This is a genomic window from Bacillus sp. FJAT-27225 (assembly GCF_001685025.1).
Classification (GTDB): Bacteria; Bacillota; Bacilli; order Bacillales; family Cytobacillaceae; genus Bacillus_D.
In genome coordinates, this window is sequence record NZ_MAYU01000023.1 from 16,407 (window position 1) to 34,967 (window position 18,561).

The 18,561-nt window shown below is 43.6% G+C and carries 18 protein-coding genes and 1 tRNA gene; 16 read left to right on the forward strand and 3 right to left on the reverse strand.

Annotated elements, in window-relative coordinates:
• Positions 1–89 precede the first annotated feature (89 nt).
• The 4 genes from gatC (at position 90) to A8F94_RS19040 (ending at position 3,534) form a co-directional block, all read left to right on the forward strand.
• Positions 90–383, forward strand: a complete 294-nt coding sequence (gene gatC, locus A8F94_RS19025) for an Asp-tRNA(Asn)/Glu-tRNA(Gln) amidotransferase subunit GatC (RefSeq protein WP_066204123.1) — start codon at positions 90–92, stop codon at positions 381–383.
• A 12-nt stretch (positions 384–395) separates the two neighbouring features.
• Entirely contained in the window at positions 396–1,838 is a 1,443-nt protein-coding gene (gene gatA / locus A8F94_RS19030) for an Asp-tRNA(Asn)/Glu-tRNA(Gln) amidotransferase subunit GatA (RefSeq protein WP_066204127.1), read from the forward strand.
• A 12-nt stretch (positions 1,839–1,850) separates the two neighbouring features.
• Positions 1,851–3,278, forward strand: a complete 1,428-nt coding sequence (gene gatB / locus A8F94_RS19035; protein ID WP_066204129.1) for an Asp-tRNA(Asn)/Glu-tRNA(Gln) amidotransferase subunit GatB — start codon at positions 1,851–1,853, stop codon at positions 3,276–3,278.
• Positions 3,279–3,460: 182 nt separating this feature from the next.
• Positions 3,461–3,534, forward strand: a tRNA-Pro gene (locus A8F94_RS19040).
• Positions 3,535–3,591: 57 nt separating this feature from the next.
• On the opposite strand, the gene putP is transcribed toward A8F94_RS19040, so the two are convergent.
• Positions 3,592–5,085 carry a sodium/proline symporter PutP gene (gene putP / locus A8F94_RS19045; protein WP_066204131.1) on the reverse strand — a complete coding sequence of 498 codons (1,494 nt, stop codon included), beginning with the start codon at positions 5,083–5,085 and terminating at the stop codon, positions 3,592–3,594.
• Positions 5,086–5,301: 216 nt separating this feature from the next.
• On the opposite strand from putP, the gene A8F94_RS19050 reads away from it, so the two are divergent.
• A complete protein-coding gene (locus A8F94_RS19050; RefSeq protein ID WP_066204133.1) occupies positions 5,302–5,853 on the forward strand; it encodes a thioredoxin family protein in 552 nt (183 codons plus the stop codon).
• Between the two features lie 37 nt (positions 5,854–5,890).
• Here the strand turns inward: A8F94_RS19050 and plsY are convergent, their stop codons facing one another.
• Positions 5,891–6,523, reverse strand: coding sequence for a glycerol-3-phosphate 1-O-acyltransferase PlsY (plsY, locus tag A8F94_RS19055; RefSeq protein WP_066204135.1), 633 nt, complete (start codon positions 6,521–6,523; stop codon positions 5,891–5,893).
• A 264-nt stretch (positions 6,524–6,787) separates the two neighbouring features.
• Here plsY and A8F94_RS19060 point away from each other — a divergent pair, with 264 nt between their 5' ends.
• The 7 genes from A8F94_RS19060 to A8F94_RS19090 all read left to right on the forward strand — a co-directional run bounded on the left by A8F94_RS19060 (position 6,788) and on the right by A8F94_RS19090 (position 12,664).
• Positions 6,788–7,306: a sigma-70 family RNA polymerase sigma factor gene (locus A8F94_RS19060; protein ID WP_254660904.1), complete on the forward strand. Its 519-nt coding sequence runs from the start codon at positions 6,788–6,790 to the stop codon at positions 7,304–7,306.
• Complete coding sequence (locus tag A8F94_RS19065; RefSeq protein WP_066204141.1) at positions 7,303–7,770, forward strand: hypothetical protein; 468 nt, start codon at positions 7,303–7,305, stop codon at positions 7,768–7,770. Before A8F94_RS19060 ends, A8F94_RS19065 begins: the two co-directional genes overlap by 4 nt.
• Entirely contained in the window at positions 7,767–8,861 is a 1,095-nt protein-coding gene (locus A8F94_RS19070; RefSeq protein WP_066204143.1) for a hypothetical protein, read from the forward strand. The genes A8F94_RS19065 and A8F94_RS19070 overlap by 4 nt, the downstream gene beginning before the upstream one ends.
• Positions 8,862–8,982: 121 nt before the next feature.
• Positions 8,983–9,198 carry a hypothetical protein gene (locus tag A8F94_RS25465; protein WP_139070138.1) on the forward strand — a complete coding sequence of 72 codons (216 nt, stop codon included), beginning with the start codon at positions 8,983–8,985 and terminating at the stop codon, positions 9,196–9,198.
• Positions 9,199–9,538: 340 nt separating this feature from the next.
• Positions 9,539–10,480, forward strand: coding sequence for a diacylglycerol kinase (locus A8F94_RS19080; protein WP_066204148.1), 942 nt, complete (start codon positions 9,539–9,541; stop codon positions 10,478–10,480).
• A gap of 137 nt (positions 10,481–10,617) precedes the next feature.
• A complete protein-coding gene (locus tag A8F94_RS19085) occupies positions 10,618–11,169 on the forward strand; it encodes a cysteine hydrolase family protein (protein WP_066204150.1) in 552 nt (183 codons plus the stop codon).
• A gap of 28 nt (positions 11,170–11,197) precedes the next feature.
• Entirely contained in the window at positions 11,198–12,664 is a 1,467-nt protein-coding gene (locus A8F94_RS19090; protein ID WP_066204152.1) for a nicotinate phosphoribosyltransferase, read from the forward strand.
• 111 nt (positions 12,665–12,775) lie between these two features.
• Here A8F94_RS19090 and A8F94_RS19095 read toward each other — a convergent pair whose 3' ends face one another.
• On the reverse strand, positions 12,776–13,606 hold the full coding sequence (locus tag A8F94_RS19095; protein WP_139070139.1) for a hypothetical protein: 831 nt from the start codon (positions 13,604–13,606) through the stop codon (positions 12,776–12,778).
• 84 nt (positions 13,607–13,690) lie between these two features.
• Here A8F94_RS19095 and A8F94_RS19100 point away from each other — a divergent pair, with 84 nt between their 5' ends.
• The 4 genes from A8F94_RS19100 (at position 13,691) to A8F94_RS19115 (ending at position 18,545) form a co-directional block, all read left to right on the forward strand.
• Positions 13,691–14,320 (forward strand): hypothetical protein, encoded by a 630-nt coding sequence (locus A8F94_RS19100; protein ID WP_066204156.1) that lies wholly within the window; start codon positions 13,691–13,693, stop codon positions 14,318–14,320.
• A gap of 92 nt (positions 14,321–14,412) precedes the next feature.
• Complete coding sequence (rlmD, locus tag A8F94_RS19105; RefSeq protein ID WP_066204157.1) at positions 14,413–15,792, forward strand: 23S rRNA (uracil(1939)-C(5))-methyltransferase RlmD; 1,380 nt, start codon at positions 14,413–14,415, stop codon at positions 15,790–15,792.
• A gap of 475 nt (positions 15,793–16,267) precedes the next feature.
• Positions 16,268–17,281, forward strand: a complete 1,014-nt coding sequence (locus tag A8F94_RS19110) for a hypothetical protein (protein ID WP_066204159.1) — start codon at positions 16,268–16,270, stop codon at positions 17,279–17,281.
• A 64-nt stretch (positions 17,282–17,345) separates the two neighbouring features.
• Positions 17,346–18,545 carry a protein kinase domain-containing protein gene (locus A8F94_RS19115; protein ID WP_254660920.1) on the forward strand — a complete coding sequence of 400 codons (1,200 nt, stop codon included), beginning with the start codon at positions 17,346–17,348 and terminating at the stop codon, positions 18,543–18,545.
• Positions 18,546–18,561 lie beyond the last annotated feature (16 nt).

An 18,561-nucleotide genomic window follows, 5' to 3' on the forward strand; every position in this document is an offset into this window, starting at 1 on the left:
ATTCCAGAAATTCCAACTTGCCGTTATTTTAATCCTAATCGAATTTCTGTTATTATCAATAGTATTATGATTGAACGGGAGGAATGAAGGTGACGAGAATTTCATTAGATCAGGTCCGGCATGTGGCGAACCTTGCTCGGCTCGAGATTAACGATAATGAGGCGGAAAGGTTCTCGCAGCAGTTGGGAGCAATCATTACGTTTGCAGAACAGCTGAATGAGCTGGATACAGAAGGTGTTGAGCCAACTTCCCATGTGCTTATGATGACCAATGTCCTAAGGGAGGACAAAGCCGAAAGCGGGCTGCCGCGCGAACAGGTATTGAAAAATGCACCTGACAGGCAAGATGGCTATTTTCGGGTGCCATCAATTTTAGAGGAATAAGGAGGAACGTCTGTGAGTTTATTTGATCATTCTCTAGAGGATTTGAGAGAGTTAGTGCAAAAAAGGGAAATATCCTCCTTGGACCTTGTCGAGGAGTCGTATAAGAGGATTGGCGAGGTGGATGGGAAGGTACAAGCTTTCCTTACACTAAATGAGGAAGCTGCACGTGCCAGGGCACAAGAGCAGCAAACCCATAAAGGGATTCTTTCTGGGATGCCGATTGGCATTAAGGATAATATTGTCACAAAGGGGCTCAGGACAACGTGCGCAAGCCAAATCCTTGAAAATTTCGACCCAATATACAATGCCACTGTCATGGACAAGCTTGAAGCTGCAGGGACCGTTACAATCGGGAAACTCAATATGGATGAGTTTGCAATGGGTTCTTCAAATGAAAACTCATCGTATCAAAAGACTAGAAACCCTTGGGATCTTGACCGGGTTCCCGGCGGTTCATCTGGCGGTTCTGCGGCATCGGTTGCTGCAGGCGAAGTGTTGTTTTCACTTGGCTCTGATACAGGCGGATCCATACGGCAGCCTGCGTCTTTTTGCGGGGTTGTCGGCATGAAACCTACATATGGGCGTGTTTCGCGCTATGGCCTTGTTGCTTTCGCATCATCGCTTGACCAAATTGGCCCGATTACAAGGAATGTGAAGGACAATGCCTATCTCTTGAACACAATTTGCGGACTTGACCCGATGGACTCAACATCCGCAAACGTTGAAGTTCCGGATTTCACTAAAGGCCTAACCGGTGATGTTAAAGGCATGAAAATTGGGATTCCAAAAGAGTACTTAGGCGAAGGGGTTCAAGAAGAAGTTAAAAACTCCATAAAAGCAGCGTTAAAGGTACTTGAGAGTGAAGGGGCTATCATTGAAGAAGTATCCCTGCCACATTCGAAGTATGCTTTAGCTGCCTATTATATTTTGTCTTCATCAGAAGCTTCTGCGAATCTTGCCCGCTTTGATGGGGTGCGGTATGGGCACCGGACAGAGCATGCCGACGATCTGCTTAGCATGTACAAAAAGACGCGTGCCGAAGGATTTGGGGACGAAGTGAAGCGCCGAATTATGCTTGGGACGTTCGCCCTAAGCTCGGGCTATTATGATGCGTATTATAAAAAGGCACAAAGAGTCAGGACTCTAATTAAGAAAGACTTTGAAGATGTTTTTCAGAACTATGATCTGATTGTAGGGCCAACCACTCCAACACCAGCATTCAAAATTGGCGAGAACATTGATGACCCGCTGACAATGTATGCGAACGATATTCTGACCATTCCAGTCAATCTGGCCGGAGTGCCTGCCATATCAATACCGTGCGGATTTGACAACAATGGACTCCCGCTCGGCATGCAGATAATTGGCAAGCATTTTGATGAAGCAGCAATTTATCGTGCAGCATACGCGTTTGAACAGGGAACCAACTATCATAAACAGCGGCCGGCGCTTTAAGGGGGGAAAGAAATGAAATTTGAAACAGTCATCGGTCTTGAGGTCCACGTAGAATTAAAAACTGAATCAAAGATTTTTTCAACTAGCCCCAACCACTTTGGTGCCGAAGCAAACTCGAATACGAGTGTTATTGATCTTGGCTACCCGGGTGTGCTGCCCGTCCTGAACAAGAAGGCTGTTGAATATGCAATAAAAGCTGCAATGGCTTTAAACTGTGAAATCGCCCCGATTACAAAGTTCGACCGGAAGAATTATTTTTATCCGGATAATCCAAAAGCCTATCAAATTTCACAATTTGATAAACCGATTGGCGAAAACGGCTGGATTGAAATTGAAGTGAACGGCTATAAGAAAAAAATCGGTATTACACGGCTTCACCTGGAAGAAGATGCGGGGAAATTGAATCATGTTTCAGGTGCTTCGCTTGTCGATTACAACCGGCAGGGAACACCGCTAGTAGAAATTGTATCCGAGCCAGACATCCGTACTCCGGACGAGGCGTATGCCTATCTTGAAAAATTAAAGTCCATTATTTTGTATACAGGAGTGTCTGATGTCAAGATGGAGGAAGGCTCGCTTCGCTGTGATGCGAATATCTCCATCCGTCCTGTTGGACAGAAAGAGTTCGGAACAAAGACGGAATTGAAGAACCTTAATTCATTCAATTTTGTAAGAAGAGGCCTTGAACATGAAGAAAAACGCCAGCGGGAAATTGTGAGTGCAGGCGGAGAAATTCGCCAGGAAACGCGCCGCTATGATGAAGCGACCGGATCGACAATCCTAATGAGGGTAAAAGAAGGTTCGGACGATTATCGCTACTTCCCAGAGCCTGACCTGCTTGATGTGGTCATCGACGAGGAGTGGAAAGCAAGAATCCAGGCAGAGATACCAGAACTTCCGGATTCCCGGATTGAGCGGTATGTATCTAAGCTTGGACTGCCGGAGTATGATGCAAAGGTGCTTACGGCAACCAGGGAAATGGCAGATTTCTTCGAAGCCACAGTAGATGCAGGGGCCGATGCCAAACAAGCATCCAACTGGCTGATGGGCGACGTTTCGGCTTATTTGAAGTCCGAGCAGAAGGAACTCACGGAAACGAAGCTGACTCCAGACAATCTGTCAGGTTTGATTAAACTGATTGGCGATGGAACAATTTCATCCAAGATTGCCAAGACTGTCTTCAAGGAATTGGTTGAAAACGGCGGAAATCCGGAAGAAATCGTGAAGGCAAAGGGACTGGTCCAGATATCCGATGAAGGGGCCCTATTGAAGATCGTTACCGAGACACTTGATGCCAATCCGCAGTCGATTGAGGATTTTAAAAATGGTAAGAGCAAAGCAACAGGCTATCTTGTCGGCCAGATCATGAAAGCAACAAAAGGCCAGGCAAATCCACAGCTAGTCAATAAAATCCTCGTAGAGGAACTAACAAAACGGTAAGGGCAGGCGGGGGATCCCGCCTGTTTTTGTGACAATTCCTGCAGGCCGGGTTTTGCTAAAAAGCAACTCCCGCAGTCTTTTTGAGAAATTTAATCAAACGTTTGATTAAATCGACATTGTCGAAAAACAATTGAAAAGACTGCTAGATATTAGTGAAGTGAAAAGCTATACTAATGTTGAAGCGGGATGTAGCTCAGCTTGGTAGAGCACTAGCATGGGGTGCTAGGGGTCGCAGGTTCGATTCCTGTCATCCCGATCTATGGTTAAAATAAAGAAGGAGCCAGGCACTGTGAATGCCCGGCTCCTCTTTTCATTACTCATATTTCAATAATTGGATGCTTTCGTCAAACTCTTTCTCTATTTCTGGGTTCTTCTTATAGGTTGCCATGCTTACTGCCCAGGTAACCAGGAGGTTCAGCAAGAAGCCTGGGACAATTTCATAAAGTGTTTCACCGAACAATACTTTGCCAAGGTTAAGCTCTGCCCAGACAATGACCGTTACGGCACCGACAATCATACCAGCAATTGCACCCGAGCCTGTCATCTTCCTCCAGAACAAGCTGAGAAGAATGATTGGACCAAAGGAAGCGCCGAACCCAGCCCATGCATAGGCTACCAGATCCAAGATCGTGTTGTCAGGGTTCCAGGCAAGAACGGCCGCAACAAGTGCAACAACGAGGACTGCCATTCTGCCAAGAAAGACGAGTTGCTTATCAGAAGCGTCCTGTTTGATAAGGACTTTATAAAGGTCCTCAACCAATGCACTTGATGTAACAATGAGCTGAGAAGAGACGGTACTCATAATAGCAGCCAGAACCGCTGCAAGCATGAAGCCTGCAAGAAGGGGATGGAACAGAATCTGTCCTAACACAAGAAAAACAGCTTCCGGATTGCCTAGTTCAACGTCAGGATTTTGTTTAAAGTACGCAATACCGACCAGAGCAGTTAGGATTGTCCCAATTAACGAGAAAATCATCCAGCCCATTCCAATTCTTCGGGCGTTTTTCATTTCTTTTACATTTGTGATTGCCATAAAGCGGACGATGATATGCGGCTGGCCAAAATAGCCAAGCCCCCAGGCCAGCGCGGAAATCACACCAATTATTGTTGCGCCCTTAAAGAGGCTCATGAATTCAGGATTTACTGTACGGACTGTCTCAAATGTTTCAGATGGACCGCCTGTTGCAAAAAAGCCGATGGCTGGAACGAGCAGCAAGGCGATCAGCATCATCAGCCCCTGGATGAAGTCGGTATAGCTGACAGCGAGGAAACCTCCAAACAGGGTATAGGCAACAACAACACCTCCAACAATAAAGAGGCCTGTTATATAACTTGTATCAAAAGAGCTTTGAAAAAATACAGCTCCGGAAACAAGCCCGGATGAGACATAGAAGGTAAAGAAGATAAGAATAACAATTCCGGAAACAATCCTTAACAGTTTTGTGTTATCCTTGAATCTGTTTTCAAGATAGCTTGGAATCGTAATCGAATTATTCGACACCTGCGTATAAGTACGAAGTCGCGGGGCAACGAAAAGCCAGTTGATATAAGCTCCAATTGTCAAGCCTACCGCAATCCATGCACTAGCTAAACCACTTACATAAATTCCACCGGGCAGCCCCATCAATAGCCATCCGCTCATATCGGCAGCTCCAGCGCTTAAAGCTGTTACGGCCGGACCCAATGAACGTCCCCCAAGCATATAGTCGGTCAAGTTGGTTGTCTTTCGATAGGCATACCAGCCAATCCATAACATCGCGGCCATATAAATACCGATTGAGATAAGTTGTAACACCTCATTTGACATAAATTATCCCCCTTTGTAAATTCAGGAAATACTTTTTAAATATTCTTTATATAAAAAATATTCTCCACCTACTTTATAATATATTTCTATATACCCGTCAAATGTAAAAATATATCAGTATAGTAAAAGTAATGAAATGGTAAACTTTTAAATCAGGAATTTTGCTATATCCGACGAGTAAGGTATGATGGAAGAAAACAGGAAGGGATGGGTAAAATGGATTTGAATAGCTGGTTTGAAAAAGGACTTACTTTTGAAGAATACAGTGAAGGCATGGAGAAAAATAAGGAAAGCATGCTAAAGATTTTGGAACAGTTTGAATTGGCTCAGCCTCAGAAATCCAGGCTTGAATCGGTGAAGGAAAAAGCCTTAAGAGTGATTGCCCTGACCGAAGACTGGTGCGGGGATGCAATGCTAAACAATCCAATCCTTATGAAGATTGCAGAAGCAGGTGGGATGGAAGTACGCTTTCTTCTGCGGGACCAAAATCTTGAACTCATGGACCAATACCTTACAAATGGAACTGCACGAGCAATACCAATTTACATCTTCATTGACGTAAATGGGGATGAATACGCAGTATGGGGTCCGCGCGCCCAGCAGGTACAGGAACTGGTTGTTCGCGGAAGGGCCGGGCTGCCTGCCAAGGAAGAGCCTGATTTTGAAGAAAAACAAAGGGAATTTTATAAAAACCTGACAGACTCCTATGTAACAGATAAAGGAATCTGGCAGACGGTTTCGGAAAGTATCATTGAAAAAATTGGTTAATGAAAAAAAGCAGCCATTGGGGCTGCTTTTTCCGTTCTTAGCTAAAAGGCAAGGAGCCTCCTCCAGGGGGAGGGATCCGGTCTTTCTTCAAGTTCTTGTCATTGACTTTCGGTTCAATTCCAAGGATCAAATTCCGAATGTTTGAGCGGTGAAGATAAAACAGGAATAGGGTGAATCCGCCGAACAGCAGGGTAAATCCTTTGTTTGGCAAAAAGAAGGAATAAATGAATAAAGACAGCCCTACAGAAATTGAACCGAGAAAGACAAATTTTGTGACAAAAATGACGAGGAAGAACGATACATATGCAACCGCCAGCATCGGCAAGCTTGCAATAATGAGTGTACCAGCCGTCGTTGCAATTGCCTTTCCGCCGCGAAATCCTGCAAATACCGGAAAGCAGTGGCCGATTACGGCAACTAGTCCAAAATAAAGAGGATCGACTGGAATCGAAAACAGAAGCGGCAGAGCCGCAGCCAATGCCCCCTTGCCAAGATCGACTAGCAGTACGAAAATAGCCGCTGTTTTTCCGAAAACCCTTAAAGTGTTAGTTGCACCAGGATTGTTGCTTCCATGTTCACGGATATCCACTCCGTAAACCAGCTTGCCGATAATTAGTGCGGTAGGAAAAGAGCCGATAAGATAGGCTGCTAGAAAAGAAATTACAAACATATAATCATTCCTTTGCAAACCGGTTTGGGGTTTATTTTACCATAATTATCACAAAGAAATTGCCTTTTTTGGAAAAATAAAGGACTTTTATACTGATAGTCATTTTAACTATATTCATGGCTGGTCCGAATCAGAAGAATCTAGAACATGTAGAGACGAGAAAAAATATTTCCTTGTACCTGTAGTGATTATTATTTCTGTCACGTCTAATAGTATGGGAGAAGGGGGGAGAGAGAGATCGGTGATACTGTATTAATAGAAAAAGTGCTGGCAGGGAGTGATCATGCTTTCAGGCTTCTGGTTGAAAAATACCGCAATGACGTGTTCCGGACCGTCTATGCAGTTCTTCGCGACCAGAAGGAAGCAGAGGATGCCGCACAGGAAGTGTTCATTAAAATCTATCGGTCTCTCCCCCGCTATCAGCACCAGGGCTTCAAAACCTGGATAACCCGGATCGCTGTCAACCATGCGATTGATTGCAAACGGAAAATGGCCAGGAGGAAGGAAGAGGCAATTGACCAGCCAGGACTTGAGGTGTTATTGACCGAAAAGGACGGCGTGGAGCAAAACGTGTTTAGAAATGAAAGAAAACGCCTTGTCAGGGAAAGGCTTAACGATCTTCCGGAAAACTATAGAGATGTTATTTACGGTTATTACATAGAGGAGAAATCGTACCAAGAAATGGCCGAGGAGCAAAATGTCAAACCTAAATCAATAGAGGTAAAACTTTACCGGGCCAGAAATTGGATCAGAAAGCATTGGGAGGAGGAAGATTTTTCATGAAGCATTACGAACTGGCAGACTGGCAGTTGTACACATCTGGCAAGGTTAGCAGGAGCTATGAGGCTGAAATGGAAGACCATCTTTACTCCTGCAGCCAATGCCTTAATCTTTACATGCAGGCAATTGAACTCGCTGAAGGAAATTTACCAATAGTAGAAGACTCACGATTTACAGAAAAAGTTATGAACCAGCTTGGGAATGAGCAGGGCTTCTATAAAAGCAAAAACGGCAATTCAAAGGCAAATCAGTATAGTTATAAAAAACAGCTGGTCCATTATATTCTTGCAGCGGTTGCTACTCTAGTGCTGACGTTTTCCGGTGTCTTTCAATCGATAACCGGTCTTGCAGGGACCACTGGCAGTATAAAACCACAAACAAACAAACCATCCTACACCGAAGAGTTCATTGCAAAAACGTTTGCCTGGAAAGACTCACTGGAGAAAAACAAGGAGGAAGATAAATGAAAAATCCAATGGCAGCCTTAACTCTATCCGTTTTTCCGGGTTTGGGCCATATTTATATCGGCAAAATCTTTAAGGGGCTCTTTTACTTAATCGTTGTACTTGGATTAGAGCTTTTTTCCCTGCTGATGTTCATGGACTATGCTCCGGAAGTGGGATTCTTATCATTCTTTGCAGGCCTTGTCCTCTATATTATCAGCTTCATCGACATTGGCTTGCAAATATCGAAGTATAAAGCACGGAAGGCACAGGAGGCTTCTTCGGACGGTAGTCACCAGCAATCTAGCCAGGAGTCTGAGAGGTTTTACACGATTATCCTGTCACTCATCCCGGGTTTAGGCCACTTTCAGCTTGGGTTGATGAACCGTGGAGTAACTCTCCTTGCATCGTTTATCGGGCTTGCGGTTATGGTCATGTTTGTCACAGGACTTACCGGCCGTGGGGAGTTTCTTGTTTTCCTAGCAGTTTTGCCAATCATTTGGGTGTACGGCTTTTTTGATGCAACTCTACTGTTGTCTAAAAAGCAGCGAGGAGAAGAGCTTGTCGACCGAACTATATTTGAAGAGTTTGAACTGAGGCGCGAAGATGGTAAAAAGAGCAGGGCAATTGCAACGTTCCTGTCCATTTTCCCGGGAGCAGGGCATTTGTACCTTGGCCTTCAGAAGCGCGGCATTCAGCTAATGGCAGCGTTTCTGTTTGCAATTTATATCCTTGACATCCTTAGGCTCGGGATATTCCTATTTCTGATTCCAATTATTTGGTTCTACAGCTTCTTTGACGGCCTTCAAAAGGCTTCTCGTACAGGAGAGGATGAACGGTTGGAGGATATCCCCGTCATCACAAATTTTGTTAACCATCAAAAATGGGTCGGCATTGGGCTGATTGCACTTGGGGTGTATTATCTGGCAATGAATATTTTTCTGCCAGTCTTCCAGCCGATCATTTCGAGATTTGTGCACGTTGATTTGTATATGCTTGGTAGTTATCTTCAAACTGCACTTGTTTGTATCCTCTTGATTGGGGGAGGCATAAAGCTGTGGACAGGAAGCAAAGAGAAAAAGGGGGAACGCATATATGAACATAAATTGGATTAAAGTCCTGACAGGTATGGCGATGCTCACGGGAGCGCTCATGACGCTCCTTTTTCAAAGAAGAGGAAGGTCCACCGGGAAATGAGAACAACCGTTACCGTGTTTCCTCTAATGGTGATTAGGAATGTTTAAATATTTTTCCTGGATGTCGTCGGTACTTGCCATCCTGCTTGTCTTTACCAATCCTCTCCCCTTTTCTGACTGGTTTGCATTTGCAACGATCCTTTTCGGCTGTGGGTATGGCTTAATCAGTATTGTAAAGGAACGGGATGGCTTGGGAAAAATAGCATTCCGGTTAAATGTCATCATTAGTATCCTGATCTCTTTTCAGTTGGTTTAAAAGGATTTTTCGCTTATAATGGCGGGAATCCTTTTTTGCTTGCAGAGGGTTGGCAGCTATGCTGTGCAAGATATTCTTTTGCAAAAGAATTTCCATGAGAGTATGATAGGTATCGGACTTCCTGCTGATTGCGAAAAGGAGAGTTTTGGGATATGATGGTAAATGGTGGAATATGCTGCTGCGGTTCACTCTACTCTTAACAGTCAAGATTTTAGAGGATAAAGAAGAATTGTAAGGAATCAACTGCCCGTAAAGGTCCGATTGGTTCACCTAATCACCAGATAGGGTGTATAAACCCTCGCTGATGAAAGGTTCACTTTACTATAAGGATGATTTCGATATGAAAAGAGCACGAATTATTTATAATCCGACATCCGGAAGGGAAGTATTCAGAAGGCATCTCCCAGAGGTTCTTGAAAAGCTGGAAAGGGCTGGATATGAAACTTCCTGCCACGCAACAACCGGTGAAGGCGATGCGACGCTTGCTGCGAAGTTAGCTGTTGAACGGAAGTATGACATCGTGATCGCTGCCGGAGGAGACGGAACAATCAATGAAGTTGTAAATGGGCTGGCCCAGCAGGAATACCGTCCGAAACTGGGAATCATTCCAATGGGAACGACAAATGATTTTGCACGTGCCCTCCATATACCAAGGGATATTGAGGGAGCGACTGATATAATCGTAAAAGGTGGCCGAATCCCGGTTGATATCGGCAGAATGAATGAAAAGTATTTTATCAATATTGCCGGAGGCGGCCGGCTGACCGAGCTGACTTATGAAGTTCCAAGCAAGCTAAAGACTGTTCTCGGCCAATTGGCTTATTATTTAAAAGGAATGGAGATGCTTCCTTCCATCAATGCCAGCCATGTTTGCATCGAATATGATGGAAAGCTATTTGAAGGGGAAGCAATGCTGTTCCTGATTGGCCTTACCAATTCAATTGGCGGCTTTGAAAAAATAGCTCCTGATTCGTCAATCAACGATGGCATGTTTTCGCTGATCATTTTGAAAAAGGTAAACCTGGCCGAATTCATTCGGGTAGCAACTCTAGCATTGCGAGGCGACCATCTCAAAGATGAGAATGTCATTTATACGAAAGCAAATCGGATTAAAGTCCACTCGAAGGATAAAGTGCTTCTGAACCTCGATGGAGAGTATGGCGGCCTGCTGCCTGCCGAGTTTGAAAATCTGTACAGGCACATTGAAGTATTCGCTCCCTTGGATGAACTCCGTCCCGAAGATATCCCAGCCGACTGGGTACCTGGAAAAATCTATAGCTGAATTGAATCCTGCCCAAACGGCAGGATTTTTCTCTATGATGGAGAAAGGCTAACCTGAAAAATATGAAAATAGCTTTACTTTTATGGAATTGATAAAATGGTTAAAAGGATTCAAAATTTGCGAAACGGGGTGGCAAAATGTCAAAGAGAGCTTTACTTAATATCGATTATACATATGATTTCGTTGCAGATGCAGGGGCATTGACATGCGGTGAGCCGGGACGGGCAATTGAGAAAAAAATAACCGATTTGACCGAAGAGTTTATTAAGAATGGCGATTATACTGTTTTTGCCATTGATGTACATGATGAGGGAGATGAATATCATCCTGAGACGAAGCTGTTTCCTCCCCATAATATCCGCGGAACACGTGGACGAGACCTTTATGGGGCCCTTCAGTCCGTTTATGAAGCGAATAAGGATGCGGAGAATGTATATTATATCGATAAAACAAGATATTCTGCTTTTGCGGGAACAGACCTTGAAATCAAGCTAAGGGAGCGGGGAATAACCGAGGTTCATCTGGTCGGTGTATGTACGGATATTTGTGTTTTGCATACCGCCGTTGATGCTTACAATAAAGGCTTTAAAATTGTCGTATATAAAGATGCGGTGGCATCGTTCAATCAGGCTGGCCACGAGTGGGCATTGGGCCATTTTACCGGCTCGCTGGGTGCGGAAGTTAAATAACAGAAAAGCATGTTGCGGAGGTTTTGAGATGAATCACATATATATGGACGACAGCTATACCCTTCACACTGACCTGTACCAAATTAATATGGTCGAAACATATTGGAGGGACGGTGTCCATAACAGGAAAGCTGTATTTGAGCTTTTTTTCCGAAAGCTGCCGTTTGGGAATGGCTATGCGGTTTTTGCAGGGCTTGAAAGAATAATTGAATATGTAAAGGGCTTCCGATTTACCGAAGAGGATATCGACTATTTGCGAAATGAAGTTGGGTATGCCGAGGATTTCCTTGATTACCTGAAGGGGCTGCGCTTTACTGGCAGAATCAGGGCTATGAATGAAGGGGAGCTTGTTTTTGGCAGCCAGCCGCTTGTTAGAGTGGACACGACACTTGCAGAGGCTCAGCTGCTTGAAACTGCACTCCTGAATATCGTTAACTACCAGACCTTGATTGCGACGAAAGCATCCCGAATTAAGCAGGTCATCAAGGATGAAGTGGCGATGGAGTTTGGGACGCGCCGGGCTCATGAGTTTGATGCCGCCATCTGGGGTACCAGGGCTGCCTATATTGCCGGCTTTGACGGAACAAGCAATGTCCGGGCCGGGAAGAAGTTTGGTATCCCGGTCGCCGGTACACACGCCCATGCGATGGTCCAGGCTTACAGGGATGATTATATAGCTTTTAAAAAGTACGCGGAAACCCATAAGGATTGCACATTTCTTGTGGATACGTATGATACGCTCCGGTCCGGGGTCCCTGCCGCCATCCGTGTGGCGAGGGAGATGGGTGACAAGATTAACTTTAGCGGAATCCGTCTCGACTCAGGCGATCTTGCCTACTTGTCCAAAGAGGCAAGAAAGATGCTTGACGATGCTGGGTTTAAGGATGCGAAAATATTTGCTTCGAGCGACCTTGATGAGAACACAATTTTGCATCTGAAGGCACAGGGGGCGCGAATTGACAGCTGGGGAATCGGTACAAAATTGATTACAGCTTTTGACCAGGCCGCACTTGGAGCCGTATACAAAATTGTTTCAATTGAAGATGAGAACGGCGTGATGAAGGATACAATTAAGATTTCCTCCAATCCGGAAAAGGTTACAACCCCTGGTCTGAAGAGGGTTTACCGAATCATCAATAATACGAATGGCTATTCTGAGGGTGACTATATTGCGATGGAAGATGAAAATCCACAAGAAGAGGCAAGACTGAAAATGTTCCACCCAACCCATACTTATATTAGTAAGTTTGTCACCAACTATACAGCGCGTGAGCTGCATGCCGATGTTTTTGTAAACGGGGAACTTGTCTATGAGGTCCCATGCCTGGAAGAGACGAGGGAATTCCTCCGGTCCAACCTTGCTGAAATATGGGACGAATACAAGCGGACTGCCAACCCTGAGGAATATCCGGTTGACCTTAGCCAAAAATGCTGGGACAACAAAATGCGCAATATCGAGGAAGTAAAGGAAAAGGTCGAAGCGATGAAACAATAGAATAAACTTTCGGGGCGTTCCGTTGGACGCCTCTTTTGTCTTTGGAAAAGTAGAGGCTATGGAGATTCTCCTGCTAAAAAGGCCCAGAAAGTTTTTGTCTGGGCCATCCTTTTATTCATTGCTTTGTAATTCATATTGCACAACATCTGAAAGTTCCGGGTTTTGTCCTTGTACATACATGTCTGCAAACAGGAAATCAGCTGGCACTTCAAATCGTGTAATCGTAAAAAAATGCAAGCCAACTGTGTCTTTAAGCAAGCCGCTCTGTTTCCAGGGGACAGTGTAAAACAGGGAAAAGGTGGAGCTATTGTCAAAGAAGGCAAACTCATCATTCATGACAGGAGGTTGCCCGTCCTGGACTGCTTCTGTACTAGATGTGATTGTATGAGAAAACCTTGGTACAGTCCAAGAGATTTGCCGGGCCATGTGATCAATGACTGTATACTCGGGGCGTAATTGCAACTCGATGCCGAGAGGTTTACCGGAGGCCGGGTTATAATCGAAATGGTGCTCGGTAATCGCTGTAACTCTCCTGTTACCCTCGTCAATCAGTTTTAGATGGACTTGCTGCAGTGCCGAGAATTTGGGCAGAACAGATTCCGAAACCTCCTTGAGACGTTTCTCATAATTCTCTTTTGATAGATGTTCCGTGTCATTATTCCAGACTTCCCTATAGATATCCCTCTCTGCCACAACTTCTCCTTTTATTGCCTCAAATCGTTCAATCTCCCCGTCGCTCATATGGGAAATGGCCATTTCGGAAAAGCCGAGCTGTTTTAGATGCTGAGTGCTTTTATCCATCCTTTTAGGCTTTGAGAGATTGCTATAATCTGTGACAACTGATGTTTGGTAAACCTGATCCAGATACGTAACACCAGTAAAAACAAAAAGAAGAATTGTGGCGGCACTGGCAATACGGAGAAAGCTCAATTTATTTTTCAATAGCACCCCTGCTCTCCTGGAAAGGTAGTATAATGATACCAATATTATACAGTATGGATAGACCTGTATGTTAGGGGGAAGTTGATGAATTTCGGCACGCTGATAGCAGCTTATTTCTTTCTCTTTTTCAATTTCAATCTTGGCCCAATCAATATCTTTCCGGATTTTATAGGGTATATCCTGCTATGCCTGGGTGCTGTTGAGGTGAGCAGAAGGGGAAACAACAGCTATTTTTCCGTATTGCAAAAAACAAGCCTTTTGTTGCTGGCTCTAAGCTTGCTTGATTTATTCATTAGGCATTCTTCGATAGTCGATGGAATTCTTCGGGGACCATCTATTCAAGGAAGATTGTTTACGATGATCCTACTGATGACGATGGTGTCTTTATTGCTTTATTTTTTCTTCAAGCTAACAAGGGGGATAAAGGAAGAGGCGTTAAAGATAGAGGAAGCCACCCTGGCATGGAAGGCCGATAAGGTTTTTAAGCTATACTTCTGGTTTCAGGTGATTTATGCAGTTATCTTTAGTTTATCAATTTTATTTATTGAACATAATACCACGTATGAACTAGGTGGTGCAGGATTTTTTGTCGTCATCCCATTGTTCATTCTGTTTATATACCTCTTTGTCCAGGTAAGGGGTTTGATGAAGCTTGCAAATCGTAAACTGAAAACTCAACTTCCCGCAGGTTCGGGGAATAACTCTTATAGTTGAAGGGAAGGCCTTGTTTTGAGATAAACAAGGCCTTTCGCATTCCCTCGCCGGTTATGGTAAAATCCAACTAACACATTGTAGAGGACGTTAGTATGAACAAACAAATCCCTGTAAAGAAAAATGACGATCTAAATGTACGATTTGAAGATTTAACCCACGATGGGGCAGGAGTAGCAAAGGTCGACGGCTTTCCAATATTTGTGGCTGGAGCCCTGCCGGAGGAAACGGCAAAAATAAAAATAATCAAAACACAAAAAAATTATTCGATTGGCAAGCTGATCGAGCTTATTGAAACTAGCCCTTACCGAGTTGTAATACAGCCCGAGGAGACCCATAAATATGGCGGCTGTCAGCTGGAGCATATGTCATATGAAGGGCAGCTGAAATTCAAGGAAAACCAAGTGAAACAGGTTTTGGCGAGAATAGGAAAGCTTGAAGATGTAGTGGTCCATCCTGTTCTAGGCATGGAAGAGCCATGGCATTACCGCAATAAGGCCCAGGTGCCTGTCGGTGAAAAGGATGGCAGGATGGTTGCGGGTTTTTTTAAGCCAAGAAGCCATGAAATCGTTGATACAGATGAGAGCTTGATTCAGCTTCCTGAGGTGAATGAAGCAATCAATACTGTGAAGGATATCTGTGGCCAGCTTGGAATCCGACCATACGATGAGCAGGCCCATAAAGGCGATCTTCGGCACATTATGGCCCGATATGGAAAGAAAACCGGCGAACTCATGATTGTTTTAATCACTAGGACAGCCGACCTGCCCCATAAAAGCAAGCTCATTGAAGAAATTACAGCAAGGCTTCCGAAGTTGAAATCAATCGTCCATAACGTCAATTCAATGCGGACAAACGTGATCATGGGACCGAAGACCACGGTCATTTGGGGCAATGAGTTTATTTATGACTATATAGGTGATGTGAAGTTTGCCATTTCGGCATTATCGTTTTACCAGGTGAACCCTGACCAAACCAGGGTGCTGTACGAAAAGGCACTTGAATATGCGGACCTAAAGGGCGGCGAATCAGTCATTGATGCATATTGCGGCATTGGGACCATTTCATTGTTCCTTGCTCAAAGAGCAGGCAAAGTTTTCGGTGTCGAAGTCGTCCCGCAGGCAATTGAAGATGCAAAGAGGAATGCAGAATTGAACGGAATCATCAATGCCGAATTTGAGGCGGGGCCGGCGGAGGAAGTAATTCCGCGTTGGTATAAAGCGGGCAATGAAGCCGATGTGCTGGTGGTCGACCCGCCACGGAAGGGCTGTGATGAAGCCTTGCTCAACACTATTATCGAGATGAAGCCGAAGAAGGTTGTGTATGTATCGTGCAATCCGGGGACACTCGCACGTGACTTAAGGATACTGGAGGATGGAGGCTATAAGACTCTTGAAGTCCAGCCTGTCGATATGTTCCCGCAGACGGTCCACTGTGAAGCGGTAGCGAAAATAGTCTTAAAGAATGGCAACTGACCCATAGGGCGTTGCCATTTTTCTTTTTATTTATTGATTTTTTAATAATCCACGCTAGGCATTACTATGGAAACGGCGATTGCTTAGTGTTGAAACAAGGCAGGATATACCTTTACAGTAGAAGTCTCTTGCCTTCTGTTCACTCTAATTGGACAACTTCCGGGTAAAACTGTATAGGCAAACTTTTCATTATTGCTATCCACTTTAAAAATCCACGATTGTGGTCGAACCTAACTGTCTTCAATCCATATACTATTGAGAAAATGGTTCAGGAGAGTGGATATGAAGAAGACAACCTATTTAATCCCGCATTTGGTTCGGGCATTTTTGCTGAAACTTTAGGATTGGGCTTTTATCTACCAAACCACAATGCTGGACAAAAGATTTCTATGTCCAAGTATGCATAAGCACCATACAGCTGAATGTATAAAGGCATTGAAATAATTGAACCCATAAAAGAAAGAGGTTCCGTTATATGAGTGAAACTATTACAATCATTTATCCGCCGGCTATAGACTATAAGTTCATGCATCAAAGGCCTCAGCAAATGATGAAGGCGCTTGCCGAGCTTGGGGCTAATATCCTGTTTATTAACCCGCAAACTTTTTTTGATCAAAAAGAGCCGATAGAAACGCCTTTTCCTCATTTGCCAAACTTTAAAGTAATAAAAACAGATGTTGACATCGAGCCATTTATTAAAGGAAAGGTCGTCCTTTGGTGTGCTGTGAATCAAGAAAAGGCGATTGAACAGTATAAGCATGATTTAGCTATTTTGGACTCTTGCGACTTACCTAGTGATGAATTTTCTGTTTGGAATAAACTTATTCCTATCATGGAAGAGAAATGCGATTTAATTTTCGCTACAGCTCCTCCGATTTTCAATGAACACAAAAAGAATGGGAGAAATGTATATCTAATCCCCAATGGTGCTGACTTTGATCATTTTAAATCAGCCTCAAGCCCAATTGGAAAGCGGCCTGCAGATCTTCCTGTTACAAATGGGCTCCCCCTTATTGGCTATTATGGTGCTGTCTATTCCTGGCTGGATTTAGAGCTAATAGATACAATTGCTTCACACTATCCTGTTGTCCTTATCGGGGCTCAGACCATAAAAATAACGAATCCGAAGGTCAGTGCACTCGAAATGAGATTTTATGAGGACTTGCCTCATTATTTAAGCTGGTTTGATGTCGCAATCATCCCCTTTAAAATGACAGAAATGATTAAGGCTACAAATCCTATAAAATTTTACGAGTATATATCAGCAGGAAAGCCTGTAGTCAGTGTACCATTGCCAGAATTGAAAAATTTTCGGGATATTTGCACGTTTGCAACCAATGAGAACGTTCTTGGCAAAATTGAAGAGGCCCTTCTGACAAACACTGCAGAAAAAGTTAATAAAAGACGAATCGTTGCACAACAACATTCCTGGAAAAGCCGGGCTATGGTTGCTTTGAATATTATAAATAAAACTTTACGAATAGACTAAAGCGCATAAAAGGAGAGAGACATCCAAGTTGGCGACTGAAAAATGGGGAAGATATAGTGTTAATTTGACCCAGGAAGGTTATGGCGGGTCAGGAATCGTTCTGTTCGGTTATGACCCTGTTTTAAATAGAAAGGTAGCGATTAAACAAACGCATACGATTGTACGAGGACTAAGAGAAGCATGGATCATGAATGTATATGGAAAAAGTGAACATGTTGTAGAATTTTATGACTTTTTGATTCATGATGGAAAAGCATGCATTGTAATGGAACACATCGAGGGAAGACTCCTAACAGGAAATTATCCTATTGAAGATGCCCTGCAAATCACGATTAATCTCCTTAAGGCCTTAGAGCATATCCATTCTCAAGGGGTATTTCATGGAGACATAAGTCCTCGAAATGCGATTTTATGTAACAGGCATACTCTTGAGGTTAAATTATTTGATTTTGGGCGGGGGGCAATTAAGGATACACATGGAGTTTATAGAGGGCAGGTAAAGGCGTGGAAGGCTCCCAAGGTAGAAGAGATAAGTGATAATTATGATCTGTATGGAGCAGCCGCAGTCTGCACGTATATGTTAACTAAACATGTTAACCCAAAAAGAATAGAAAATGAGGAACTTAAACGAATATTAATAAAAGCGATGAATAAAGATCCGAATAAACGTTACCAAATAGCAAGGGAGTTTATTGATGATTTGAAAACTTTAAAACGACTTATAGAAGCTGAGAAACCAGCTGAAGCTGCTGTTCCTATTGATAAACTTATGGTTGTCGCACATCCGGATGATGAAATGTTGTTTGCAGGTGGTGAGCTCCTAAAGGAAAAAGGATGGAAGATCATTTCCGTGACCAATGGGGATAACTCTTATAGGGCTTCGGAATTCGCTAATATTATGAATAAAATACATGCAGAGTACGAAATATGGGATTTCCCAGACAGGTGGAATGGCGATTTTGATAGACCGGCACTAGTGAAACGATTAAAAAAAATATTAAAGGAACGGGATTACAAGAAAATCGTAACCCATAGCTTGATAGGGGAATACGGACATACACAGCACAAAGCTCTCTCTGAAGTCATGCATTCTTTGGTAAAGGACAATTTATATGTGTTTGGGTTTGGGGATAAAGAGCTGCCGCAGGATATTTATGATAAGAAACTCGAGCTTCTGGACCAGTATGAGGGTTTTGTATTCCAAAAAGATTTTTTTCTAAACCAGAAAGAATTGCGTTATGAAAAACTAGTGAAAGTAAACTAAACAAAATAAAATCCTT